Annotated in this window: 22 protein-coding genes; 10 read left to right on the forward strand and 12 right to left on the reverse strand. The window is 58.1% G+C overall.

The genetic code is table 11. From position 1 onward, the window contains the following. Positions 1-204: 204 nt before the first annotated feature. Positions 205-765 (reverse strand): acetolactate synthase small subunit, encoded by a 561-nt coding sequence (gene ilvN, locus ACR0ID_RS01250; RefSeq protein ID WP_209503637.1) that lies wholly within the window; start codon positions 763-765, stop codon positions 205-207. Positions 766-833: 68 nt separating this feature from the next. Next, positions 834-2,585: an acetolactate synthase 3 large subunit gene (locus tag ACR0ID_RS01255; RefSeq protein WP_480473311.1), complete on the reverse strand. Its 1,752-nt coding sequence runs from the start codon at positions 2,583-2,585 to the stop codon at positions 834-836. 69 nt (positions 2,586-2,654) lie between these two features. Here ACR0ID_RS01255 and ACR0ID_RS01260 point away from each other — a divergent pair, with 69 nt between their 5' ends. Together ACR0ID_RS01260 and ACR0ID_RS01265 are read left to right on the forward strand one after the other, a co-directional pair. Then, positions 2,655-2,891: a hypothetical protein gene (locus ACR0ID_RS01260; RefSeq protein ID WP_480473309.1), complete on the forward strand. Its 237-nt coding sequence runs from the start codon at positions 2,655-2,657 to the stop codon at positions 2,889-2,891. A gap of 114 nt (positions 2,892-3,005) precedes the next feature. Then, entirely contained in the window at positions 3,006-3,851 is an 846-nt protein-coding gene (locus ACR0ID_RS01265) for a HalD/BesD family halogenase (RefSeq protein WP_480493005.1), read from the forward strand. Between the two features lie 104 nt (positions 3,852-3,955). Here the strand turns inward: ACR0ID_RS01265 and ACR0ID_RS01270 are convergent, their stop codons facing one another. Beyond that, entirely contained in the window at positions 3,956-4,603 is a 648-nt protein-coding gene (locus ACR0ID_RS01270; RefSeq protein ID WP_267363844.1) for a response regulator transcription factor, read from the reverse strand. Then, entirely contained in the window at positions 4,600-6,033 is a 1,434-nt protein-coding gene (locus tag ACR0ID_RS01275) for a cache domain-containing protein (RefSeq protein WP_480473303.1), read from the reverse strand. Before ACR0ID_RS01275 ends, ACR0ID_RS01270 begins: the two co-directional genes overlap by 4 nt. 245 nt (positions 6,034-6,278) lie before the next feature. On the opposite strand from ACR0ID_RS01275, the gene ACR0ID_RS01280 reads away from it, so the two are divergent. The 3 genes from ACR0ID_RS01280 to ACR0ID_RS01290 all read left to right on the forward strand — a co-directional run bounded on the left by ACR0ID_RS01280 (position 6,279) and on the right by ACR0ID_RS01290 (position 10,782). Beyond that, positions 6,279-7,361, forward strand: a complete 1,083-nt coding sequence (locus ACR0ID_RS01280) for a TRAP transporter substrate-binding protein (RefSeq protein ID WP_480473301.1) — start codon at positions 6,279-6,281, stop codon at positions 7,359-7,361. Between the two features lie 122 nt (positions 7,362-7,483). Next, positions 7,484-8,410, forward strand: coding sequence for a TRAP transporter small permease subunit (locus tag ACR0ID_RS01285; protein WP_480553749.1), 927 nt, complete (start codon positions 7,484-7,486; stop codon positions 8,408-8,410). Between the two features lie 17 nt (positions 8,411-8,427). Beyond that, the gene (locus tag ACR0ID_RS01290; protein ID WP_480493007.1) at positions 8,428-10,782 is read left to right on the forward strand and encodes a TRAP transporter large permease; all 2,355 of its coding nucleotides are present in this window, start codon (positions 8,428-8,430) and stop codon (positions 10,780-10,782) included. Positions 10,783-10,916: 134 nt separating this feature from the next. On the opposite strand, the gene ACR0ID_RS01295 is transcribed toward ACR0ID_RS01290, so the two are convergent. From ACR0ID_RS01295 to ACR0ID_RS01310, 4 genes are all read right to left on the reverse strand, one after another. Then, positions 10,917-11,306, reverse strand: coding sequence for a VOC family protein (locus ACR0ID_RS01295; RefSeq protein ID WP_480603303.1), 390 nt, complete (start codon positions 11,304-11,306; stop codon positions 10,917-10,919). A gap of 7 nt (positions 11,307-11,313) precedes the next feature. Beyond that, positions 11,314-12,138, reverse strand: coding sequence for an arginyltransferase (locus ACR0ID_RS01300; protein ID WP_480603305.1), 825 nt, complete (start codon positions 12,136-12,138; stop codon positions 11,314-11,316). A 75-nt stretch (positions 12,139-12,213) separates the two neighbouring features. Continuing rightward, positions 12,214-12,645, reverse strand: a complete 432-nt coding sequence (locus ACR0ID_RS01305; RefSeq protein ID WP_480603308.1) for an RDD family protein — start codon at positions 12,643-12,645, stop codon at positions 12,214-12,216. 66 nt (positions 12,646-12,711) lie between these two features. Next, positions 12,712-13,134: a DUF2852 domain-containing protein gene (locus tag ACR0ID_RS01310; RefSeq protein ID WP_480603311.1), complete on the reverse strand. Its 423-nt coding sequence runs from the start codon at positions 13,132-13,134 to the stop codon at positions 12,712-12,714. Between the two features lie 148 nt (positions 13,135-13,282). On the opposite strand from ACR0ID_RS01310, the gene ACR0ID_RS01315 reads away from it, so the two are divergent. Genes ACR0ID_RS01315 through ACR0ID_RS01335 form a run of 5 tightly spaced genes read left to right on the forward strand, consistent with a single transcriptional unit; the run spans position 13,283 to position 18,547 of the window. Beyond that, positions 13,283-13,666, forward strand: a complete 384-nt coding sequence (locus tag ACR0ID_RS01315; RefSeq protein WP_480517391.1) for a DUF4440 domain-containing protein — start codon at positions 13,283-13,285, stop codon at positions 13,664-13,666. 49 nt (positions 13,667-13,715) lie between these two features. Beyond that, positions 13,716-16,511, forward strand: a complete 2,796-nt coding sequence (locus ACR0ID_RS01320; RefSeq protein WP_480517389.1) for a [protein-PII] uridylyltransferase family protein — start codon at positions 13,716-13,718, stop codon at positions 16,509-16,511. Further along, complete coding sequence (locus ACR0ID_RS01325) at positions 16,495-16,767, forward strand: hypothetical protein (RefSeq protein WP_480517387.1); 273 nt, start codon at positions 16,495-16,497, stop codon at positions 16,765-16,767. Before ACR0ID_RS01320 ends, ACR0ID_RS01325 begins: the two co-directional genes overlap by 17 nt. Before the next feature lie 38 nt (positions 16,768-16,805). Next, positions 16,806-18,008, forward strand: a complete 1,203-nt coding sequence (locus ACR0ID_RS01330) for an RSP_2647 family RNA methyltransferase (RefSeq protein ID WP_480603313.1) — start codon at positions 16,806-16,808, stop codon at positions 18,006-18,008. Next, entirely contained in the window at positions 18,005-18,547 is a 543-nt protein-coding gene (locus ACR0ID_RS01335) for an RSP_2648 family PIN domain-containing protein (protein ID WP_480473279.1), read from the forward strand. Before ACR0ID_RS01330 ends, ACR0ID_RS01335 begins: the two co-directional genes overlap by 4 nt. A gap of 71 nt (positions 18,548-18,618) precedes the next feature. On the opposite strand, the gene ACR0ID_RS01340 is transcribed toward ACR0ID_RS01335, so the two are convergent. From ACR0ID_RS01340 to ACR0ID_RS01355, 4 genes are all read right to left on the reverse strand, one after another. Further along, on the reverse strand, positions 18,619-19,305 hold the full coding sequence (locus ACR0ID_RS01340; RefSeq protein ID WP_480473277.1) for a M48 family metallopeptidase: 687 nt from the start codon (positions 19,303-19,305) through the stop codon (positions 18,619-18,621). 199 nt (positions 19,306-19,504) lie between these two features. After that, positions 19,505-21,322, reverse strand: a complete 1,818-nt coding sequence (locus ACR0ID_RS01345; protein ID WP_480603316.1) for a caspase family protein — start codon at positions 21,320-21,322, stop codon at positions 19,505-19,507. A gap of 85 nt (positions 21,323-21,407) precedes the next feature. Then, positions 21,408-22,592: a vWA domain-containing protein gene (locus ACR0ID_RS01350; protein WP_480517381.1), complete on the reverse strand. Its 1,185-nt coding sequence runs from the start codon at positions 22,590-22,592 to the stop codon at positions 21,408-21,410. 4 nt (positions 22,593-22,596) lie between these two features. Beyond that, complete coding sequence (locus tag ACR0ID_RS01355) at positions 22,597-22,767, reverse strand: hypothetical protein (protein WP_209503658.1); 171 nt, start codon at positions 22,765-22,767, stop codon at positions 22,597-22,599. Positions 22,768-22,771 lie beyond the last annotated feature (4 nt).

The following is a 22,771-nucleotide window of genomic DNA, read 5'->3' on the forward strand; positions in this document are numbered from 1 at the left end:
TCGCGTTGCGGCATCGAGGCTAATGCCATTAAGCGCAATGGCAATAGGCTTTATGTGAAAATACCTGATCCTTATTCGGAAAAGCCGGCCCTATGGCAAATTTAGCGCATAGAAGGGCGCGTGGGTTGGTTTTAAAAATGCCCACCAACCTCAAATAGTGTTCCCGCCTTGGGTGCAAGAAAAGTCCCAAGGCGGGTATGTTGTTCAGTCGCCGCGCAGTAGGGCCGCCACGCCGGTGCGGGCGATTTCCATCAGGCCCAGCGGGCGCATCAGGTCAGCAAAAGCGTCGATCTTGTCCGGCGCGCCGGTGATCTCGAATATGAAAGAGTTCAAGGTGCTGTCGACCACATTGGCGCGGAAGATGTCAGCCAGGCGCAGCGCCTCGACGCGTTTGTCGCCTTCACCTACGACTTTGATGATGGCCAGTTCGCGTTCAACCGACGGGCCTTCGACCGTCAGGTCATGCACGTCATGGACAGTCACGATCCGGCCCAGCTGAGCCTTGATCTGCTCGATCACCTGCGGCGTGCCGGTGGTGACAATGGTGATGCGGCTCAGGTGTCCTGTGTGATCCACCTCGGCCACGGTAAGGCTTTCGATGTTATATCCACGCCCCGAGAACAGTCCGATCACGCGGGCCAGGACACCGGGTTCGTTTTCGACCAGCACGGCAATGGTGTGGCGTTCCTGCACGTCCGAAAAAGTAGGCCGTAGGTTATAGGCCGAATGACGGTTGGAGCCTTTTTTGATATGTAGGGCAGACATTTATGTCCCTTTCATCATCCTGTGTTTTCCGGGCGCAATGGTCGCCCGGCGGTAATCCTCGGACGGTATCAGACCAGAACCGAACCTTTGCTGTCGATCACGCCCTGCGTTTCGGCCTCACCCAGAAGCATCTCGTTATGCGCTTTGCCGGACGGGATCATCGGGAAGCAATTCTCGTGCTTTTCAACCAGACAGTCGAAGATTACCGGACCGTCGTAGTTGATCATTTCCATGATTGCGTCGTCCAGATCGGCGGGGTCGGAACACTGGATGCCTTTGGCGCCGAACGCTTCAGCGAGTTTTACGAAATCGGGCAGGGCTTCGGACCAGGAATGCGAATACCGCTCGCCATGCAGTAGCTCTTGCCACTGGCGGACCATGCCGAGGCGTTCGTTGTTCAGGATGAACTGCTTGACCGGAAGACGGTACTGAACGGCCGTTCCCATCTCCTGCATGTTCATCAGCCACGAGGCTTCACCGGCGACGTTGATCACTAGCGCGTCCGGATGTGCCATCTGCACACCGATCGAAGCGGGGAAGCCGTAGCCCATAGTGCCCAACCCGCCTGAGGTCATCCAGCGGTTGGGGTCTTCGAACCCAAGATACTGTGCTGCCCACATCTGGTGCTGGCCGACCTCGGTGGTGATATAGCGGTCATACTTTTTCGTCAGTTCTTCAAGCCGTTGCAGCGCATATTGCGGTTTGATCGACTTTTCGCTGTTGGTGTAGGACAGACAGTTGATCTTACGCCACTCAGAGATCTGTGCCTGCCATTTCTTGACAGCCGCTGCATCGGTCTTGCGCCCGCGTGACTTCCACACCTTCAGAATGTCTTCCAGAACATGCGCCACGTCGCCGACAATTGGAATATCCACACGGATGACCTTGTTGATCGAAGACGGATCAATGTCGATATGGGCTTTCTTCGACTTTGGAGAGAACGCGTCAATGCGCCCGGTGATCCGGTCGTCGAACCGTGCACCGATGTTGATCATCAGGTCACAGCCGTGCATCGCAAGGTTCGCCTCGTAGAGGCCGTGCATCCCCAGCATACCCAACCAGTTTTCGCCTGAGGCGGGGTAAGCGCCCAGACCCATCAGGGTTGAGGTGATCGGGAAGCCCGTGGAATCCACCAGTTCGCGCAACAACTGGCTGGCTGCGGGGCCAGAGTTGATGACACCACCGCCCGTATAGAAAACCGGCTTCTTGGCTTTCTCAATGGCTGCAACAAGCTCGTTGATTTCCTCCAGATCGCCTTTCAGCACAGGCTGGTAGTGCGAGGTCGAAGGTTTCGGACTGTTGTATTCACCCGTGGCAAACTGCACATCCTTGGGAATGTCGATCAGAACCGGGCCGGGACGACCCGATTTGGCCACATGGAAAGCCTCGTGCAGCGTCTCGGCCAGCGAATTCGTGTCCTTTACCAGCCAGTTATGTTTGGTGCAGGGGCGCGTGATGCCAACGGTGTCGGCCTCCTGAAAGGCATCCGATCCGATCATGAAGGTCGGGACTTGTCCGGTCAGAACCACAATCGGGATCGAATCCAGCAACGCATCGGTCAGGCCGGTAACTGCGTTTGTGGCACCGGGACCAGAGGTTACAAGCGCGACACCTGGCTTGCCGGTCGACCGCGCATAGCCTTCGGCGGCGTGGATTGCACCCTGTTCGTGACGCACCAGAATGTGACGAATGTCGTTTTGCAGAAAGATCTCGTCATAGATCGGTAGGACGGCGCCACCGGGGTATCCGAATACCGTGTCCACGCCCTGATCCTTAAGGGCCTGAACTACCATCTTTGCGCCGGTCATCTCACGTGTCATCTGCTTTGCTCCGTTCGCGACATGTGTCTTGCGTTTGACAAAAAAAAGCCCCCGAAATTTCGGAGGCGCATGGGTTCGATTATGGTTTACCGTTACCGGCCCATGCGCGTGGTTCCTACGATTACGACTAGCGTTCTCATCGCCAGAGGCTCCTTTTTGCTTGGAGGGGACATTATGGTCGGTGGGGAGGAGCGTCAACAGGCAAATCCACCAATTTTCTATCTCAATGGCGGTATTTTGCGAAATTTTGTTGCGCAGATTGCCGCATGCTGGGAATTTCCGGGAAAAGGGCAGTCGTTTTCCTGAGGGCGGGACAGGTATGAAGGTCTGAATGCGTCAGGCCGATGTCTGAAACTGGCATGATCCGGTGATTTGTCTGGGTCACGCTGACCCTGTGGTCGCAAACGAGGGAGGCGGAGCATGTTACAGGACCTGGTAGATCTGGGACGATATCCGATTGATCGCCCGGATTCGCCAGCTTACAGGCGATTGATCGGGGATTTGCGGCGCGAGTTGGAACAGGACGGCTGTGCGGTTCTGCCGGGTTTCGCACATGCGCAAGGGATCGAGCTGTTGGTGCAGGAGGCCGACGAGGTGGCGCCCAATGCACACCGGTCTTTCAATCGCACAAATGCCTATTTCACCAAAGACGACCCACGGTTCGACGCCGCCCATCCGATCAGACGGTTCTATGACCGGTCGAACGCGTTTGTTCCTGCTGACAATTTTGCGCATTCCGGTCCTTTGCGCAGGATTTACGAGTTTAGCGGATTTCTTCCCTTCATTCGGGATGCGCTGGATGAGCCTGAGGACCGCTTCTTTCGTTACGATGACCCTCTGGCAGATGTGATCATCAATGTCGTGGAAGAGGGGCAGGGCTTTCCCTGGCATTTCGACACCAACAACTACACCGTGACACTGGCGATCCAGAATGGCGAGCAGGGCGGTGCATTCGAATACGCACCCAATCTGCGCACAGCCGAGGATGAGAATTTCGATCAGGTCGCGTCGGTTCTGGACGGAAACAATGAGCGCGTTCATCGGTTGGAGCTGCGACCTGGGGACTTGCAGATATTCAAAGGCCGCTACTCCCTGCACAGGGTCGCCCCTGTCAAGGGCACGCGGCGGCGGTATGTGGGTATCTTTTCATTTGTCGAGGCCGAAGGCATGTGTGGTGGGATCGAACGGACGCAGCAGCTCTATGGACGCGTGTTGCCACACCATTATGAGCGTGCGGGTTTGCGAAAAGATCAGTTGCTGGATTGAAGGGGCACTACCGGAGGTCAAGGCTCCCGCCCGTCGTCAACGCGCCTGTGGCGCGTCTTATCTGCTTGGGCCGGGCAGCGCTGCGCGCTGCGGTTGCGCAAAGATCAGAAGCCGACCCCCGTGCCTTGCAGCATGCCATGTTCCAGCGCATAGCGGGTCAGCCCGGCGGTCGAGGATATTCCCAGTTTGCGCTTGATGTTCTTGCGATGCGTTTCAACCGTTCGCACCGAGATATCCAGCTTTTGCGCAACTTCTTTGTTTGATTTGCCCTGAGCCAGTTCCAGCAGAATTGTTTGCTCGCGCCCAGTCAGCGCCTCGCGTGCGTTGTCGCCTTTGGGTTTCAGGGACCCACTTGCACCTGTGCACAGATACTGCTCACCCCGCATGACCGCATCGATGGCCTGCTTGATCTCTTCTGTTGGGACATCTTTGAGAACATAGCCTTTTGCGCCGTGGCTGAGCGCGGTCGAAATGTATTCGGGGCTGTCATGCATCGACAGGATCAGGATGCGCGTATCGGGCAGACGTTCCAGAATGATCTCCGTGGCGCTGAGTCCGCCGAGGCCAGGCATGTTCAGGTCCATCAGGATGACATCCGGGGCGAGGCCAACCGCCTGATCCACCGCGGCCTGACCGCTGCCGAGAGTTCCAACCACTTCGATATCGTCGTAGCTTTCAAGGATCGACTGAATGCCCTCGGCCACCATGGGATGATCGTCGACAATAAGAACTCGGATGTTTTTGGCGCTCATGTACCGGCCTTTCGGTTCGGAGTTGCGTCTTCCTGCGGAGGCAACAGGTGGCTCAGCGGCAGGCTGGCCTCGATTACCGTACCGCCGCGCGGTCCGCGTGATGACAGAATACGCAGCGATCCGTCAAGTTGCTCAATTCGCTCCTGCATGTTGCGCAGACCGATGCCGGTGGTTGGGGTTCCGGATTCTGCGCGCAACCCACGGCCATTGTCGGTGATCCGCATGGTTGCGCCTTTCTTGTGGCCGCGCAGGTCAATCGTCACATAAGAGGCATCCGCGTGGCGTTCGATATTTGTCAGCGCCTCTTGTGCGATGCGGTAGAGTGCGATCTTGCTGTCCTGATCCAGCCGGTTGCGGAATACGACGGTGGAAAACTCGGTCTCGATCCCGGTTCGTTCGCGAAAATCGTCGGTCAGAGCCTTCAACGCAGGTCCAAGGCCAAGGTCATCCAGCACGCCGGGGCGCAGGTCGCGGCTGATGCGGCGCACCTCGGTGATAGCGGTGCGAAGATGGTCAATGCCTTTGTCCAGCGGATCGCGCGCGCCTGCATCATCGCCGCGCAACAGCCGGCGGCGCGCATTGTCCAGCGCATAGCGCACACCCACAAGGATCTGGCTTATGCCATCATGCAGTTCGCGGGCAACCCGGCCGCGTTCCTCTTCCTGCGCGTCGAAGACACGCTGCGTCAGTTCTTTCAACTTGGCATCCGCCAACCGTCTCTCGCGAATGTTCAGCAACATGCCCGAAGCAAAAACAATCAGAACCGCAGCAACAACAATGGCGCCGATATACATGAAGGTGCGCTGCACGCGGGTCTCAACCTCGGCCCTTGCGTTGGCGACCGTGGCGACAATGTCGTCAATGAAGACCCCGGTACCCACGACCCAGCGCCAGTCCTGCAACCCGACGACATAGGCGATCATCTGCGCCTCATCCCCGGTCGAGGGTTTTTCCCACATGAAGCTGTGCCACCCGGCTCCCTGACGGGCGAGGCGAATGAACTCGTCAACGATAGGTGTGCCATCGCTGTCGGTCAGACCTTCCCAGTTGCGGTTGATGAATTGTGTCTGACGGGGGCTGACCAGATTGTTGCCATCATAATCGTAAACGAAAAAGAACCCGTCCTGCCCATAGATCATTGCCGAAAGTATCTGCGAGACAAGGTTCTTCGACACCTCATCGTCCGGTTCAGCGCGGCCATAGATATAGGCAAAACCATTGCGCGCCTGCGTCACGTAGTTGCGCAGTTCTTCTTTCTTGGCCTCGATCAGGCTGCGCTCCAGGGCTTCGATCTCGCGCTCAGCGGTCGCACGCGCCTCATATGCGACAAGCACAGCGATTGCTGCCACGGCCACAACCAGCGGGATTGCGGCCACCAGCGACAGTTTCTGCGCATAGGTCAGCGAAATCAGATGTCGGAGTCTTTGCATGGACGAATCGATACGCAAGCGGCGGCAAAAATGCAAAAAGATTGGCGTTGGTCGGTGAAATTCCGGTATTTGGGCCGTATTTGTTGGAGTTTTCATTCGGAAATTTCACCGCATCCCCCAAAGAAATCGATTCTCTACGCAGTAGTAGGTATTCCCTTTCGCTTCGCTCACATTAGGCTGACGCGCACTGAATGCGACAGGTCCGGTTCTGCCGGATCGTGACTATGAAGGGGAGGAACACTCATATGGATCGTCGTTCATTTCTGAAAAAATCCGCGCTGGGCGGTTCGGCAGCCGCAGCAACCGCTCTGGCGGCTCCGGCCTATGCACAGGGACAGCGCACACTGACCATGGTGACCTCGTGGGGCCGTGGTCTGGCTGGCGTGTTTGACAGCGCGCAGCGTTGTGCCGACAGCATCAACGCCATGTCGGATGGCAGCCTGAATGTTGAGATCAAGGCGGCAGGCGAACTGGTTGGCGCGTTCGAGGTGTTTGACGCGGTGTCGTCCGGCCAGGCCGACATGTATCACGCCGCTGACTATTACTTTGTCGGTCAGCACCCGGGCTATGCGTTCTTTACGGCAGTGCCTTTCGGCATGACCGCACAGGAACTTGTGAACTGGTACTATCATGACGGCGGTATGGAGCTGCATGATGAGCTGGGCGAAATCTTTGGCCTGAAGTCATTCCTGGCCGGTAACACCGGTGCGCAGGCGGGCGGCTGGTTCTCGAAAGAGATCAACAGCCCCGAAGACTTCAATGGTCTGAAGTTCCGTATGCCCGGTCTGGGCGGTAAAGCTCTGGGCAAACTGGGCGCGTCCGTTCAGAACATCCCCGGTTCCGAAGTGTATCAGGCGCTGTCGTCCGGCGCAATTGACGGAACCGAGTGGATCGGACCCTGGGCCGACGAAAAGGCAGGCTTCCAGGAAATCACCAAGACCTACTACACCGCGGGCTTCCACGAGCCGGGCGCAGGTCTGTCGCTGGCAACCAACCGCGACGTGTTCAATGAACTGACCCCGGCCCAGCAGAAGATCATCGAGATCGCTGCCGCCGAAGCGCACCAGTGGAACCTGGCGCAGTTCCTGGCCAACAACGGTGCCGCCCTGCAGCGCCTGCAGGCCGGTGGCGTCAAGGTTTTGGAATTCCCCGACAGTGTCTGGGATGCGTTCGGCAAGGCCAGCCAGGAGGTTCTGGACGAGAACATGGGCGACGAGCTGTTCAAGAAGATCTACGACAGCGCAATGCCGTCGATGGCGGCTTCGTCGGCCTGGAACAACCTGTCGTCGGGTGTCTACACCGCACAGCGTGACCGTGTTCGCGGCTAAATCTTCCTGACCAAAGGAAAAACGGTTTCCCCGCGCCTTGCGGGGAAACCTTTCCCGTTGCGCGAAAGGACTTGGGCAAGCCACAATAGGCCTGCGCGCAACTGAGACGACCTGGGGACAACATGCAGGACGAAAACGGTATCTCGTTCTTCGGCGCCCTGTGGAATGGACTGGTTTGGTTCATTCAGAACATTGCCGAAGCCTTCTATAATTTCGGATATGCGATCACGCATCCGCAGCTCTGGCTGGACTGGTCTGACAAGGCGTCGATCATGCGCTTTGTCTATTACGGCGGTTCGGTCGAATTCTTCTTTGTGGTGTTCACCTTCTTTCTGGTTCTGACAGCCGTCGGGTTGTATTACAGAAACTTTATGTGGGCCATCGTGCGTGGCCTGGAAGGGTTTGCAAACACCACAGGGCGGTTCTTTGCCTGGGCGGGTCTGCTGATGGTAATCCAGCAGATTGTCATCGTATTCATGCAACGGGTCTTTACCCGTCCTGATATGTCCTTCGGTCTGGGAATTCCGTTCCAGATGGATATCAGCTGGTTCGCGGAAGAGCTGAAACTGTATAACGCCATGGTCGTCTGTCTGTGCTGTACATACACATTTGTGCAGGGCGGGCATGTGCGCGTTGATCTGATCTATGCCGGTATCAGCCACCGCGCCAAGCGCGTGGTCGATATGTGCGGTGCGCTGCTGTTCATGATGCCAATGGCGGTGCTGACCTGGATGTACGGCTGGTTCTTCCTGTGGCGTCACCTGATCGTGCCGAACCCTTCGGCCAGTGACGCGCTGGACCGTCTGGTGGCCAAGTCCCGTGCCTTGCGCTGGAACGTGGAAACCATCGGGTTCAGCCCTAACGGGTTCAATGCCTACTTCCTGTTCAAGATCCTTCTGGTGGCTTTTGCGGCCATGGTGTTCCTGCACGCCATCGCGTTTTTGTACCGGTCGTATCTGGAATACGTGGAAGGGCCGGACAGCATCGGAAAATACCTCGACAAGGACAGCCTTGGTGAGGGCGAAGAAGCCTATGAAGGCGCGCATTAAGGGCGGAGACAAAGACAATGCTATTCGGACTTGATGGCGTCGAGATAGGCCTCATTATCGTATTCTTTTGCCTTTTCGGGGGCATTCTTTCCGGCTTTCCGGTGGCTTTTGCCATCGGCGGGGCGGGGATCATATCCTTTGGCATCATCGCCGCGCTGGACAGTGCGGGGTTGCTGATCCACCAGGCGATTGATGTCGGATCGCAAAGTTATCGGGACCTTGTGAATTCCGGGATCAAGCCGGACACCATATCGGTGTTCCGATACCCGGATTTGCCAAGGCTTGCCGAACCGGTTTTTGCCTCGGGCTGGGAAACCGCGCTGGACCGCAACGTTTCGTTCATCGTGAACCGCATGAACGAACGGGTTCTGGCCGGACAATCGATCGAGACCCTTCTGGCCGTGCTCATGTTTGTTCTGATGGGCATCACGCTGGAACGTTCGAAGATTGCCAATGATCTGCTGACGACGATGGCACGTGTTTTTGGCCCGCTTCCGGGTGGTCTGGCCGTGTCAATTGTGGTTGTGGGGGCGTTTCTGGCGGCTTCGACCGGTATCGTTGGCGCGACCGTTGTGACGATGGGCCTGCTGGCGCTTCCAACCATGTTGCGCAACAACTATTCGCCGGAACTGGCGACCGGTGTGATCGCGGCATCGGGCACCTTGGGGCAGATCATTCCGCCGTCGATCGTGATCGTCCTACTGGGCACATTGGCAGGAGATCTGTATTCGACAGCCCAGGAAACCCGGGCTGTTGAGGCCGGTTGCACCGACGCGCTGACCTATCTGGGTGAGCCTGCGGTTGTCTCGGTCGGGACATTGTTCCAGGCTGCGCTGTTGCCAGGGATCATGCTGGCGCTGCTCTATGCGCTCTATGCCTTTGGTTATGCATTGCTGAATCCACACAAAGCGCCCGCTGTGGCTGTGTCCGGTGGTTCCGGGGAACCCATTACGCGGTCAGAAGGCCTGACATGGTTGCTGGGTGCGCCTGTAGCCCTGATCGTCGGCGCGGTCCTTTTGGGCAATGTCGGTGTGATCGGAAGCCAGAACATCTCGGTCTCGGCCTTCTCGGATATCGGCGAGGGTGCGTCGCTGCGGACCAACGTATCGGAAGAATGCAAGGCGTCAATGATCGACCTGCATGGGCAGGCTGCATGGGATCAGGCGGTTTCCGAGCAGGAAGCCATTGATGCCGCGGGCGGCACAACCCAAGCGCATCGCCTGACAGAAGAGGAACTGGCTGCTGAACAGCAAAAAAGGATTGCCGATGCGGCACCGATCGGCACCGGAGTGGCGGTTACCCTCGTCCTGCTGGGTCTGACCCTGGTTCTGGGCCGAGGGATCGCACCGTCGCGGTCACCGCAACCGCTGATACTTGGCGCAATCGGGCTGCTGCTGATGGCGTTGGTCGATATCCTGATAATATCGCCTACCACATCCTCTGGCGTGACTTTCGTGCTGCTCGCCCTGCCGTTCGCGCTGGCCATGTATGGTTGCAAAGAGGCTGCGGCCCGCTGTGCCACAAACGATCTGATCCGCGTGGTCTTCCCGCCGCTTGTTCTGATCATCGCGGTGCTGGGCTCGATTCTGGGAGGTGTCACCAATCCGACACCGGCGGCTGCGCTGGGCGCGGGTGGCGCGATCATGCTGGCCGCCTATCGCAAGCTGCAGGATCAGGGCCGTTCGGGCAAAGTGGTCATCTGGTCGACCTTCGCCGTTGTCATTGCACTGCTGATGGGGGTCAACTTTGACCTGCGTATCAATCAAGGCAGTGTGACCGTGGAAACCTGGATCGCCTTCATCATTGCTTATGCGGCCTACCTGTACGCCCTGTTCGGGCTGCTGTACGGATGCTGGGTCCTCTATTCCAGCGGTGTTTTGACCCCGGTGGTGCGTGAGACAGCCAAAGTGACCTCGATGGTGTTCACCATCCTGATCGGATCGCAGTTGCTGAACCTCGTGGTGATTTCATTCGGAGGGGAGCATTATATCCAGCAATTCCTGAAGAGCTTTGACAACGAGTTCACGGTTTTCCTGATCGTGATGCTGGTGCTGTTCATTCTGGGGTTCGTGCTGGATTTCCTCGAGATCATCTACATCGTGATCCCCATCGTGGGCCCGGTGATCTATGGCGGCTCGTTCGATCCGAAATGGGTCACGATCATGGTGGCGGTGAACCTTCAGACGTCGTTCCTGACGCCACCTTTCGGGTTTGCGTTGTTCTACCTTCGAGGGGTTGCGCCGAAAGAGGTCACAACAGGTCATATTTATCGCGGGATCGTTCCGTTTGTTCTGATCCAGGTGATGGGGATCGCGATCTTGTGGTTCTTCCCGACGATTGTCACGATCGTTCCGGACCTGATGCCAAACTGATCCGATCCGGAAGAGAATATTGCAAAGGGGGCCGATTGGCCCCCTTTTCTGTTTGTTTCGGGCAAGGGGCCAGCCCCTTCTTGGCCTGCGGCCAATTCATCCCCGGGATATTTATAGCCAGATGAAGATGCGGATCAGGTGAACTGGATCAGGTCCCAGCGATTGCCGAAGGGATCACGCCAGACAGCGACGATGCCATAGGGTTCGTGGCGTGGGTCTTCTTCGAAGTGGACATCCCCAGCGCGCATATCTGCGTGGTCACGATAAAAGTCATCGGTTTGCAGGAAGAACCCAACGCGCCTGCCGGTCTGGTTGCCTATGGCGGCGGTTTGTTCAGGTCCGTCAGCCTTTGCCAATAGAAGGCATCCGCTGTCCGAACCTGGAGGCGCGATCAGAACCCAGCGCTTGCCATGGCCGAGGTCGATGTCCTTGATGAGTTGGAAGCTGAGTGTCTTTGTATAAAACAAGATGGCGTCGTCATAATCCGGCACCACAAGGGTGACGGCATGCAGGCTTTGTTTCATCGCGCGGTCAGCCTTTGGTCGGATGCCGGTCAGGGAGCTGGATATTGGCGACCTGTTCGGCGATTGGCGGCGCCGACAAGGGGTGATGCGATGTGCCGGAATAAGCGTCCGGATCACTGATCTTTTGCCACACCCCCTGAATATACGCCTCAAGCCCTGAAAACTTGGCTTTGTAGCCCATCTTGGGACTGCCGGGGACCCAGTACCCCAGATAGATATAGGGCAGGCCCGCCTCACGTGCGATGTCGATATGGTCGAGGATCATGTAGGTGCCGAGTGAGTTCTGCGGCTGTTCCGGGTCGTAGAAGGAATAGACCATGCTTAGCCCGTCATCGAGCACATCGGTCAGGCTGACGGCGATCAACTCGCCCGTTTCAGAATCGGCATATTCCACAACGCGGCTGCGGATCGGTGTTTCCTCGATCATCGCGGCGAATTCGAAAACGTCCATGTCAGCCATGCCACCATCGGCGTGCCGGGTGTCAAGATAGCGGCGAAACAGCTCGTATTGCTCATCCGTGGCCCATGGCGAGGTTGCGCGGCGTTCCAGATACCCGTTCCGCTTTGCCGTGCGCTTCTGGCTTTTGGTCGGACGGAAGGCTGAAACATCGATCCGGGCCGACAGGCAGGCTGCGCAATCCGTGCACGAAGGCCGGTAGAGTACATTCTGCGACCGGCGAAATCCTTGTTGAGACAGGGAATTGTTCAGCTGTTCAGCCCCTTCGCCTTGCAGGGCGGTGAACAGTTTGCGTTCCATCCTGCCGCCAAGATAAGGGCAGGGCTGCGGTGCCGTGACATAGAATTGTGGCGCAATTGGCAGCGTATGTCGCATGAAATCCCCATCCAGCCTCGGGAGGGATGATAGCAACCGTTCCCGAGACCGCCAAGTGTTTCACGCAACCTTGCGTCAGGCCCGTTGATTGATCATGACGGTGCCCAGAAAACTGTCGGTCAGACCCTGGCCACGGGCGCTGGTCATCATCATGATGACCGAGATGATCTGGACCACGGGAAAGGCCATGCTAACGAAATAGCCAGAAGTGTGGGCAAGCGCCTTGCCCAGATCCATTCGTTCTCCGAACGCATCGCGCAGCTCGATCCCCATAAAGCGCATTCCCAGCGTGGCTGAGCCGTTGGCAATTGTCACTACCCGGTAGACGAAGCTGACAACCGCGTAGATCAGGGCCAGAAAAAACAGACCCAGAAAGGCGGTTAAAAGGATTGCCACCGTGCAAAGCAGCGAAATGAAGGCGATATCGAACAGCCAGGCAACGAAGCGTTTGGTTGTCACCGAACGATAGAAATCAGGTTGGGTGTCCGGGTCGGGCAGATGGTTCATTCGATAGGTCCGTAAAACAGGGGTAGGGGGACCCTGTCCCGAAACACCGGGGCAGGGCAAGGTCAATCAGGCGGGCTCGCCCTGGCCGTCTTCGTCATGGCTTTCGCGGGCGCGTTCATCCATGAATTGATCGAATTCGGCTTTGTCCTTGGCGTCACGCAGGCGGCGCAAGAAGGCTTCGAAATCCTGTTGTTCGCGTTCCAGGCGGGCCAGGGTATCTGCTTTGTAGGCGTCAAAGGCGCTGTTGCCCGAGGGCTTCATTGCACTCATGTGGCTGTGCCAGGATTTGCGGCGGTTGCAGGATTTGCTGAACATGCGTTTGCTCCAGATCATATAGGCCAGCAGGGCAAGGCCAACGGGCCAGAAGAAGATGAAACCAAGAACCATGGCGGCGATCCAGGCCCCTTTGCCTTTGTCATCCAGCCAGGCTTCGGTTCGGTAAAGCCATCCCGGATTCGCGGGGACGGCGGGGTCGGACAATGCGGTCATTTGAGCTCTCCAGGGTTGATGTAAACTCTATTCACATTGCATAGATGGGGTATCGTTTGGTTGGGTGCAAGGGGTAATGTGAAAAAGATTTACATTAAGCAATCCGGTTGACGTTTCAGGATCTGGCTCGCAGGGTCTGGGTATGGATATGACGGACAACAAAGCCGCCCCTGCACTAAAGGACATTCTTGAACTGGAAACGCAGGTCTGGGTGGCGCTGGTTGAAGGCGACGCAAGCGCCGACCGCGCCTTGTTGAGCGCGGATTTTCTGGGTGTTTATCCCACGGGGTTTGCCAATCGGGACGATCACGTCGGGCAATTTGCAGATGCGCCAACGATGGCCGAGTTTGATCTGAGTGACGCTTGGTTACGTGTCCTGACTCCGGATATCGTGTTGCTGTCCTACCGTGCCGATTACCTGCGCCCGGGTGCAGATCGGCGCGAGGCGATGCTGATTTCATCTTTGTGGGAAAGAAGAAACGACGTCTGGGTCAACAGCTTCAGTCAGGACACGCCGGTTCAGGAAACCTGATCAGAATGCCCCATTGACGATTACGTCCTGCAATGCGCAGGGTGCGCGCATGACTGACGCTCTTGCCATTACCCGCCTTCCGCGTGCGTTTGATCCGTCCCTGGGCGATGAAACCCGCGCTCTGATACCTGATCTGTCGCAGGAGATGGGAGAGCTGGTGGCGGGAACCGCCGGGTCCAGCCCATATCTGAAAGGCCTGATAGAGCGTGAAAGGGAATGGCTGCCTGATGCCTTAGTGCGCCCGGACCAGGCGCTGTCTGAAGTCATGGCGGAAGCGCGTGAGCTGCCCCCGGATCAGCTGAAATCCGGCTTGCGGCAGGCAAAGCGGCGTGTGGCGCTGTTGACCGCGCTTGCCGACATCGCAGGTGCCTGGCCGCTTGAGAAAGTCACCGCGGCACTGACCGATTTCGGGGCACTGGCCGCAGATGTTGCGGCCAAGGCCGAGATTGCGACGTTGATCCGGCGCAACAAACTGCCGGGTATGACCGAGGACGATATCGAAACTGCCGCCGGGATGGTCATTCTGGCCATGGGCAAGATGGGCGCGCATGAGCTGAACTACAGCTCGGATATCGATCTGATTGTGCTGTTTGATGAGACACGGTTTGACCCCGACGACTTCTACGAGGCCCGGCAGGGTATGGTGCGGGCAACGCGGAACTTCTGCGCGACGCTTAGCGACAAGACTGCCGATGGCTATGTTTTCCGTACAGATCTGAGGCTGAGACCTGATCCCGCCGTAACACCGGTCTGCATGGCGATGGAGGCCGCTGAACGGTACTACGAAAGCCTTGGCCGCACGTGGGAGCGCGCAGCATATATTAAGGCCCGCCCCTGCGCCGGAGACTTGGCCGCGGGGCAGCGGTTTCTGGACACATTGCGCCCTTTTGTCTGGCGTCGCCATCTGGATTTTGCCGCCATTCAGGACGCGCATGATATGCGTCTTCGAATTCGCGAAAACAAGGGTACGGGCGGGGCCTTGTCGATCCCCGGCCACGACATGAAGCTGGGGCAGGGCGGTATTCGCGAGATCGAGTTCTTCACCCAGACCCGTCAGTTGATCGCAGGTGGCCGCGATCCGGATTTACGGGTGCGCGGAACGGTCCCGGGGTTGGCGGCGTTGGCGTCAAAAGGCTGGGTGCCGCAGGATGTCGCGGACAAACTGACCGATCATTATCGGGCGCATCGCGAAGTCGAACACCGCATTCAGATGGTTCATGATGCACAGACGCATAAGGTGCCGAAATCACCGGAAGGCATCGAACGCATCGCCTGTCTGATGGGGATCGGCAGCGACGAACTGAAACAGGACCTGAAAAACCGCCTGACGGAAGTACACGAACTGACCGAAGGTTTTTTTGCGCCCGGGCCCGGTCCTGCACCTGTGGCGGCGCAGGATGTGGAGTTTGACCAGAGTGTTCTGGCCCGGTGGACGACCTATCCGGCCTTAAGGTCCCAGCGCGGGTCGCGGATATTCGAACGGTTGCGGCCCGAGCTGCTGTCGCGTCTTGCCAAGACCGCCAAACCGGACGAGGCGTTGATGGCGCTGGACGGGTTTCTGTCAGGCCTTCCTGCCGGGGTGCAGCTGTTTTCATTGTTCGAGGCCAATCCGCAACTGATTGACCTACTGGTCGATATCGTTGGCACGTCTCATGCTCTGGCCTCGCATCTGTCGCACAATGCCTTGGTTTTCGATGCGGTGATCGGCGGCAGTTTCTTTGCCGATTGGCCGGGGCAGAAGGCTTTGCAAATCGAACTGGCCCGTGCGCTGGCGGAAGAGCCTGACTATGAAACCCGGCTCGACCTTGCGCGGCGCTGGTGTAAGGAATGGCATTTCCGGGTCGGTGTCCACCACTTGCGCGGTCTGATCGACGGGGCACAGGCAGGCCGGCAATATGCAGAGCTTGCACAATCGGTGATTGCCGCCATCCTGCCATATGTTGCCGAAAATTTCGCCCGCAAACACGGGCCCGCACCGGGGCGCGGAGCGGCGGTGTTGGGCATGGGGTCGCTGGGCGCAGGACGGATCAATTCGCAATCCGATCTGGACATGATTGTGATCTATGACCCGCAGGATCAGGACATGTCCGATGGTCCGCGCCCTCTGGCCACGCGCACCTATTATGCGCGGTTCACGCAGGCGCTGATCACAGCACTTTCAGCTCCGATGTCACAGGGGCGGCTGTATGAAGTTGACATGCGCCTGCGCCCGTCCGGCAATCAGGGGCCGGTCGCCACCAGTTGGGCCAGCTTTACCAATTATCAGCAGAACGAGGCCTGGGTGTGGGAACATCTGGCCCTGACCCGTGCTCATGTCGTTGCGGGTGATGCCGGTTTGGCAAATGATATCGAAGCGTTCCGCGCCGGGTTTCTGTCGCGCCCACGCGAGCGGGACAATGTCTTGCGCGAAGTCGCCGAGATGCGAACGCGCCTGGCCGCAGCCAAGGCACCTGCCGGGATTTGGGATGCCAAAAACGGGCCCGGCCGCCTGATGGACATCGAACTGATGGCCGAAACCGGTGCCTTGCTGGCAGGGACTACGGCACGCGATGTGTCCTCGGGCCTCGATGGAGCCGTCGCTGCCGGGTTGCTGGATGTCGCGCAGGCGCAATCCCTGAAAGACTGCTACAGCCTATGCTGGTCGGTGCAATGTGCGGCCCGGCTTCTATCGGGCAAAGTCATCGAGGCGGAGCAGATCGGTGAAGGAGGTGTGGATTTCCTGTGCCGTGCCACCGGGTTTGAACAGGTCGATGCACTGCAACGGGCATTGCAGGAGAGTTACACAACTGCGGCCGACCTGATCGGCAGCGTGATCCAAGAGGGCGAAGATGGCACGCAGCACTGATCCCAATGACCACAAAGGTCTGATCCAGGAAGCTTATCGCATCGAAGGCATCACCCTGCCGGAATGCCGCAGCATATTTCTGGACTGGGCGCTCAGCCTGCCCGAAGAGCGTGACCAGAACACGGCGCTGACCGAGTTGCATGCGGCATACGCGCTGCACAGCCCGGATCATCCCATGACTCAGGTTCTGTCCGAGGGCCTTCAGGCGGCCCAAACCCCGAAACGGCGCGGTGGCTGGCGTTCGCGAAGCCGCTAGGTCTTTTCCATCGGCACATTCGCGACTAAGAGGGCACCATGACCCAATCTGCCGACCGCCCCCGTATCCGCCTGAAACCCAAAGCCAACGCGCGCGGCCTGCGCCATGGCTTCCCTTGGGTCTATGCAAATGACATCGTCACCGACCGCCGTACGCGCAAGATCCCCGCAGGCGCTCTGGCGATTCTCGAGGATGACACTCGCGCAGCGCTTGCGCTGGTGGCGGTCAATCCTGAGTCAAAAATCATGTGCAGGGCGCTGGATCGTGATACCAACGCGCAGTTGGACAATACTTGGTTCGAAACCCGCCTCAGCCGCGCCCTTGCACTGCGTGAACGTCTGTTTGATGCGCCTTTCTACCGTCTGGTCCATGCCGAGGCCGATGGCTTTCCCGGTGTGATCATCGACAGGTTTGGCGATACCTGTGTCATCCAGCCCAACGCGGCCTGGGCCGAGGTGCATCTGGATACGCTCACCGAAGCGCTAATCAAGGTCGCAGGCGTGACGACGGTGCTGAAAAACGCCTCGGGCCGCACGCGCGGGCTGGAAGGGCTCGACGATGAGAACCTGACTTTGCACGGCACAGCACCAGACGCGCCCCTGCCTGTGCCAATGAATGGTGCCACGTATATGGCCGACCTGACCGGAGGTCAGAAAACCGGCCTGTTTTACGATCAACGCCCCAACCAAGCCTTTGCCTCACGGCTGGTACATCCCGGAGCGCAGGTGCTGGACGTGTTCAGTCATGTCGGCGGCTTTGGTCTGGCGATGCTGGCCGCAGGTGCCGGACGGGCCTTATCCGTCGATGGGTCTGCGGCCGCGCTGGAACTGGCCACCAAAGGTGCCGAGGCTTCGGGCCTTGCCGACAGGTTCCAGACCCGGCAGGGCGACGCGTTCGATGTACTGACTCAATTGGGGGACGAGGGTGCGGTTTTTGACGTGGTCATTTGTGACCCACCTGCCTTTGCCCCATCAAAACAAGCGCTGGATGCGGGTTTGCGCGCCTATGAACGTATCGCACGGCTTGCCGCACCTCTGGTCAAACCGGGCGGCTATCTGGGGCTGTGCTCGTGTTCTCATGCCGCCGATCTGGGACGGTTCCGCGATGCCTCCTCCCGCGGGATCGGCCGGGCGGGCCGACAGGCGCAACTGATCCACACCGGATTTGCCGGGCCGGATCATCCGCAACTGCCGCAACTGGCGGAAAGCGGCTACCTCAAGGCGGTGTTTTACCGCCTATGAAGGCTGTTCTCGACACTTGCGTCCTCTATCCCACGGTCATGCGCGAAATGCTATTGGGCGCCGCGCGATTGGGACACTTCACCCCGATCTGGTCCGCCCGCATCCTCGAAGAATGGGCCCGCGCCGCCCGCAAGCTGGGCCCGACGGGGGAGGCGCAGGCGCGTGCTGAAATCGCGCTGGTGCAAGGTGCCTGGCCGGATGCCGAACGTCCAGCGAACGAGGGTCTTCAAAACCGTCTGTGGCTGCCGGACGCCGCAGATATCCACGTGCTGGCCACAGCAATCGCGGCTTCCGCTGATCTGATTGTCACGGTAAATGCCAAGGATTTTCCCAGAAATATCCTGACTGATGAAGGGCTTGACCGGAAAGATCCCGACAGCCTGTTGTACAGCTTCTGGCAGTCAAACCCAGAAGGCATGAGCACACTTGCCACACAGGTCCTTGCCGAAGCCGATCGCCTCTCAGGCGAACAATGGACTCTCCGCGCGCTCATGAAAAAAGCCCGGCTTCCGCGATTGGGCAAAGCGCTCGCCATCTGAGCGGGATCCAGCTTCATCTGGCCAAAAATATCCCGGAGAGCGCGAGAGGCTGGCCTCTCGCAGCACAGGCATCACCCGCGTGCCCAACGCTGTTCAAGCTTTTCCAACGCCGCAACACGTTCATCTGTCTTGGGATGGCTCATCAGCCAGGCCGGGACCACCCCGGCGCGCTGCTGTGTCAACTCTTCCAGCTTGTGAAACAGTGATTTCTGTGGTCCGATTCCAATCCCGGCTTTTGTCAGCAAAGCGGCTGCGTATTCATCCGCCTCATACTCGTCCTGCCGCGACAGGCGCGAGGCGATCAGTGCGGTCAACGCATTGGCAATCATCGCCCCGACAAAGGGGATGAACCTGTTCAGAACCATGATCAGCGCCGTTCGCATCGCATTCTGCCCTGAAAAATCGATCATCCGCCGCCGTGCGTGACCCAGCGCCACGTGCCCCAACTCATGCGCGATTACACTGGCCATTTCCTCAGCCGAAACCTCTCCGTTGTGAAACTTGCGGTAAAATCCCCGCGTGATGAATATCCGCCCGTCCGGCGCGGCCAGCCCGTTCACCGGGTCGATCTCGTAGATATAGACCGGCACCCGTTCGATCCCGAGCGCCGCCGCCAGCCGGTCGGTCATGCGTTTCAGCGCCGGATCGGCAAGTTCCGTCGATTTCGCATCCAGTTCCCGATGGGTGCGCCAGACGGAAATCCGGTACATCACAATTCCATAGGCAATGGCCAGCAGGATCGGGGTCAGGCGAAGCATGGGCTAGATATGGTAGCACTGGGCTTTTAGAGCAAACGAAAAATTCAATGGACCATGCCGCCGTTCGCCGCATGGCAGTAATGTCGAATCTGTACTCCGGAAAAGGTGTCAGCAGTCCTAAAGCGGCACTTAAGGAAAAATCGAATTGGACCTCGACAGTAATGTCCGGCATAAAGACGAGTTTTCGCGTCCAGACGACCTACTCGATCTCGATCAATATGGCATTGCGGGCGACATGCCAGTTTCCCCAGCGCCAGTCAGAAGGAAGCGTGCCAGTCCTGCGTGGCCCGTGGACAAATTCGCCGAAAGGTCTAGGACGGTTGCTTCGAGGAAAACCCGGTTGCCAATTGCGGTAGCTCAATGGCTGGCCATCGGTCCACGCCCACACTCCGTTGTTAATTGTTAACCCGAAAGTAGGGCCGATCACGTCAAGATTGTCGTCTCCGGCAAACGGATAGGTGTCGCGGGCGTTTCGCTCGGTCCAGAATAGGTTATCGTAACGAAAAAGGTTCTTTACCATCTCCTCTTCGGACGCCGACCCAATGGACGCCAGATCACCTCCCGATTGCATTGTCAGCGTCTTAATTTGATCCCAAGACAAATGGCTTGTGCGGACTACTGCGTAGAGCCGTCCGTCGTAGAATCCATAGTTCATGACGCGCCCCGAAAAGGTACGTGCCAACCGGTGTGGGCGTGGATCGGATTCAAGGGCCCGAATCGCTTCGATATCGTAGCGATTGCCCAAGGTCGCAGCGATAGGGAACCAGCCGAACTCGGGTGGTTCGATCCCGAGCGCTGACAGCGTGGCCCTGTCAAGCACACCGTCCGCCGCCAGCCGTCGATCCCTCTGGAAATCCGAAACGGCGCCGAAACTCTGTGGCCCGAGAACTCCATCAATCACTCCAGGGTCATATCCGAAGCGCTGCAATGTCGACTGGATCACAAGCTGGTTCGCCCGCGAAAGTGTCAAATACTTTACAGCTTCGCCCCGCATCCAGTTCAGCGACTCAGCCGCCGCGAGATTTCTTCCGGCATGTCGCGCCTGCAGATTGTAGCGAAAAAGAGTCGCCTCAGCTTCAAGTGCTTCCGACTTCCGCGCGCCATTTGGAAATTTATCGAAAAAAAGCGACCAGGCACGAACCGAGCCCAGTTTGCGCGCAGCTTCGAAAGCGGCATCTTCTCCTGAAACGGGGTCGGACCCGGTAGCTTCGGCGACTGGCTCAGCGGCACGCAAGGGCGCTGCCGCTGGTGTCAGGTAGATTCCGTGTCCTGGTAGTGAACCGTATGTGAACGGTTGCTGATAACCATTCGTGAGCTTTGACACTGTGTCGCGCACTTTCCGAAAGAAAAAGCCCAACTCGAGCCCCGGTTCCGCGAGATGTGTTAGAAGAGCCTCAGCATACGGGCTATTTCGGCCGTCGCCGTCGAGCGCCAGTGTCCCGCCGCGAGCGGCAAAACCTACCAGAACTGCGCCCGGTTCAACCCCCGCCAGCCCCCGACCCACTGACCGAGTCGCTGACGACCGAAGCATAGAGGTAAGAAACGGATTATTGCGACAGGCATCAAGGAGTACGATCCGAATGCCTTGCGAAGTATCGAGCGCAGACAGAACGCTGTCGAGCCGGATTGCCTCAAACTCGATGTCGCGATCGCTTTTCAATTCTGCGTTGACCGGAATCAGGTAGTTGATATTGTCGATCTCTATGCCGTGGCCCGCGAAATAGACAACGGCCATCTCCGCGTCTTCCGCAGCTTGGGCGAAGTCCCGAAGCGCAAGCCGCATCTCTCGGTAGTCAAGATCCCGTCCTCGCGTTACCTCGAACCCGATCCGCTCCAAGGCCGATGCGATGTCTTCGGCGTCGTTCGCGGGGTTTTGTAGGCTCGAAACATGATCATAGTCCGAATTTCCGATAACGAGAGCCACGCGCCCGTCCGATGCGGAAACCGGACTTCCAAAGATCGCAAGAACTACCGCCAAAAACGTCACAGCAACAAAAGTATGTAACTTCATCAGCATGGCCCACTTTTACTCGTACGCGGCAACATAACACAGAAGGTGGCTCCTGTGGCAGGCGGCTTTGGACTCAAACAGCCACAAGGCTTTACCGCGTCAGCTCGCGCATTCCCTTTTCAAGACCAGCCAGTGTCATGGGCACCATGCGATCTTCAAAGATGTCGCGGATCATGCTGATGGAATGGGTATATTCCCAGTATTTCTCGGGCACCGGGTTGATCCACAGGTTTGACGCCCACTGTTCGCGCGCGCGTTGCAGCCAGACCTGACCAGCTTCCTGATTCCAATGTTCATTGGCACCGCCGGGATAGGCGATCTCATAGGGGCTCATCGAAGCGTCGCCGACAAAGATGCACTTGTAGTCGGACCCATAGGTGCGCAGCACTTCGTGGGTCGGGGTCTGTTGGTTCCAGCGGCGGCGGTTGTCCCGCCAGACCCCTTCATACAGGCAATTGTGAAAGTAGTAATATTCCAGATGCTTGAACTCGGTTCTTGCAGCGGAAAACAGCTCTTCAACCACCTTGATATGCGGGTCCATCGAGCCGCCGACATCCAGAAACAACAGTACTTTGACGGCGTTGTGGCGCTCGGGCCGGGTTTTGACATCCAGATAGCCATGCTCGGCCGTGGCGCGGATGGTGCCGTCCAGATCCAGCTCTTCGGCTGCTCCCTCCCGCGCCCAGCGGCGCAGGCGTTTCAGGGCGACCTTGATGTTGCGGGTGCCCAGTTCAACCGTATCGTCGAGGTTCCTGAATTCCCGTTTGTCCCAGACCTTGACCGCACGCTGGTGACGGCTTTCTTTCTGACCGATACGGACGCCTTCGGGGTTGTACCCATAGGCCCCGAACGGAGAGGTTCCTGCGGTGCCGATCCACTTGTTGCCGCCCTGATGACGGCCCTGTTGTTCCTTGAGCCGTTCGCGCAGTGTTTCCATCAGCTTGTCGAACCCGCCAAGCGCTTCGATCTCGGCTTTTTCCTCCTCCGACAGGTGTTTCTCGGCCATCTTGGCGAGCCAATCGGCAGGGATATCGACAGCTTCCAACACCTGATCGAAACTGATCTCGCCCAAGCCCTCAAAGCTGGCGGCAAAGGCACGGTCGAATTTGTCGATATTGCGCTCGTCCTTCACCATCGACACCCGGGCAAGGTAATAAAACGCTTCGACATCATAGGTGACCAGACCCTTTTTCATGCCTTCCAGAAAAGTCAGATACTCCCGGAGTGATACCGGGATGCCCGCTTTGCGGAGGTTTTTGAAAAAGGGCAGGAACATTGCGTCATGCCACCATGCGAAGCAGAACCAGCGAGATCACCAGCCCCACAAGCGCAAAAGCGATCCCATATCCGGCGGCATACTGTGCCATGTCAGCGCCGTTTCCATTGCGTTTTTTTGCGGTCAAAGCACCCAGGATTGCACCCAGTATCGCCATTCCCAGTACTAGCAACATATGC

The sequence above is a fragment of the Ruegeria sp. AL2 genome (assembly GCF_056540845.1).

Coding starts and splice junctions, on each gene's coding strand:
- ilvN (WP_209503637.1), bottom strand. CDS start 765: ATGTCTGCCCTACATATCAAAAAAGGCTCCAACCGTCATTCGGCCTAT.
- ACR0ID_RS01255 (WP_480473311.1), bottom strand. CDS start 2,585: ATGACACGTGAGATGACCGGCGCAAAGATGGTAGTTCAGGCCCTTAAG.
- ACR0ID_RS01260 (WP_480473309.1), top strand. CDS start 2,655: ATGGGTTCGATTATGGTTTACCGTTACCGGCCCATGCGCGTGGTTCCT.
- ACR0ID_RS01265 (WP_480493005.1), top strand. CDS start 3,006: ATGTTACAGGACCTGGTAGATCTGGGACGATATCCGATTGATCGCCCG.
- ACR0ID_RS01270 (WP_267363844.1), bottom strand. CDS start 4,603: ATGAGCGCCAAAAACATCCGAGTTCTTATTGTCGACGATCATCCCATG.
- ACR0ID_RS01275 (WP_480473303.1), bottom strand. CDS start 6,033: ATGCAAAGACTCCGACATCTGATTTCGCTGACCTATGCGCAGAAACTG.
- ACR0ID_RS01280 (WP_480473301.1), top strand. CDS start 6,279: ATGGATCGTCGTTCATTTCTGAAAAAATCCGCGCTGGGCGGTTCGGCA.
- ACR0ID_RS01285 (WP_480553749.1), top strand. CDS start 7,484: ATGCAGGACGAAAACGGTATCTCGTTCTTCGGCGCCCTGTGGAATGGA.
- ACR0ID_RS01290 (WP_480493007.1), top strand. CDS start 8,428: ATGCTATTCGGACTTGATGGCGTCGAGATAGGCCTCATTATCGTATTC.
- ACR0ID_RS01295 (WP_480603303.1), bottom strand. CDS start 11,306: ATGAAACAAAGCCTGCATGCCGTCACCCTTGTGGTGCCGGATTATGAC.
- ACR0ID_RS01300 (WP_480603305.1), bottom strand. CDS start 12,138: ATGCGACATACGCTGCCAATTGCGCCACAATTCTATGTCACGGCACCG.
- ACR0ID_RS01305 (WP_480603308.1), bottom strand. CDS start 12,645: ATGAACCATCTGCCCGACCCGGACACCCAACCTGATTTCTATCGTTCG.
- ACR0ID_RS01310 (WP_480603311.1), bottom strand. CDS start 13,134: ATGACCGCATTGTCCGACCCCGCCGTCCCCGCGAATCCGGGATGGCTT.
- ACR0ID_RS01315 (WP_480517391.1), top strand. CDS start 13,283: ATGACGGACAACAAAGCCGCCCCTGCACTAAAGGACATTCTTGAACTG.
- ACR0ID_RS01320 (WP_480517389.1), top strand. CDS start 13,716: ATGACTGACGCTCTTGCCATTACCCGCCTTCCGCGTGCGTTTGATCCG.
- ACR0ID_RS01325 (WP_480517387.1), top strand. CDS start 16,495: ATGGCACGCAGCACTGATCCCAATGACCACAAAGGTCTGATCCAGGAA.
- ACR0ID_RS01330 (WP_480603313.1), top strand. CDS start 16,806: ATGACCCAATCTGCCGACCGCCCCCGTATCCGCCTGAAACCCAAAGCC.
- ACR0ID_RS01335 (WP_480473279.1), top strand. CDS start 18,005: ATGAAGGCTGTTCTCGACACTTGCGTCCTCTATCCCACGGTCATGCGC.
- ACR0ID_RS01340 (WP_480473277.1), bottom strand. CDS start 19,305: ATGCTTCGCCTGACCCCGATCCTGCTGGCCATTGCCTATGGAATTGTG.
- ACR0ID_RS01345 (WP_480603316.1), bottom strand. CDS start 21,322: ATGCTGATGAAGTTACATACTTTTGTTGCTGTGACGTTTTTGGCGGTA.
- ACR0ID_RS01350 (WP_480517381.1), bottom strand. CDS start 22,592: ATGTTCCTGCCCTTTTTCAAAAACCTCCGCAAAGCGGGCATCCCGGTA.
- ACR0ID_RS01355 (WP_209503658.1), bottom strand. CDS start 22,767: ATGTTGCTAGTACTGGGAATGGCGATACTGGGTGCAATCCTGGGTGCT.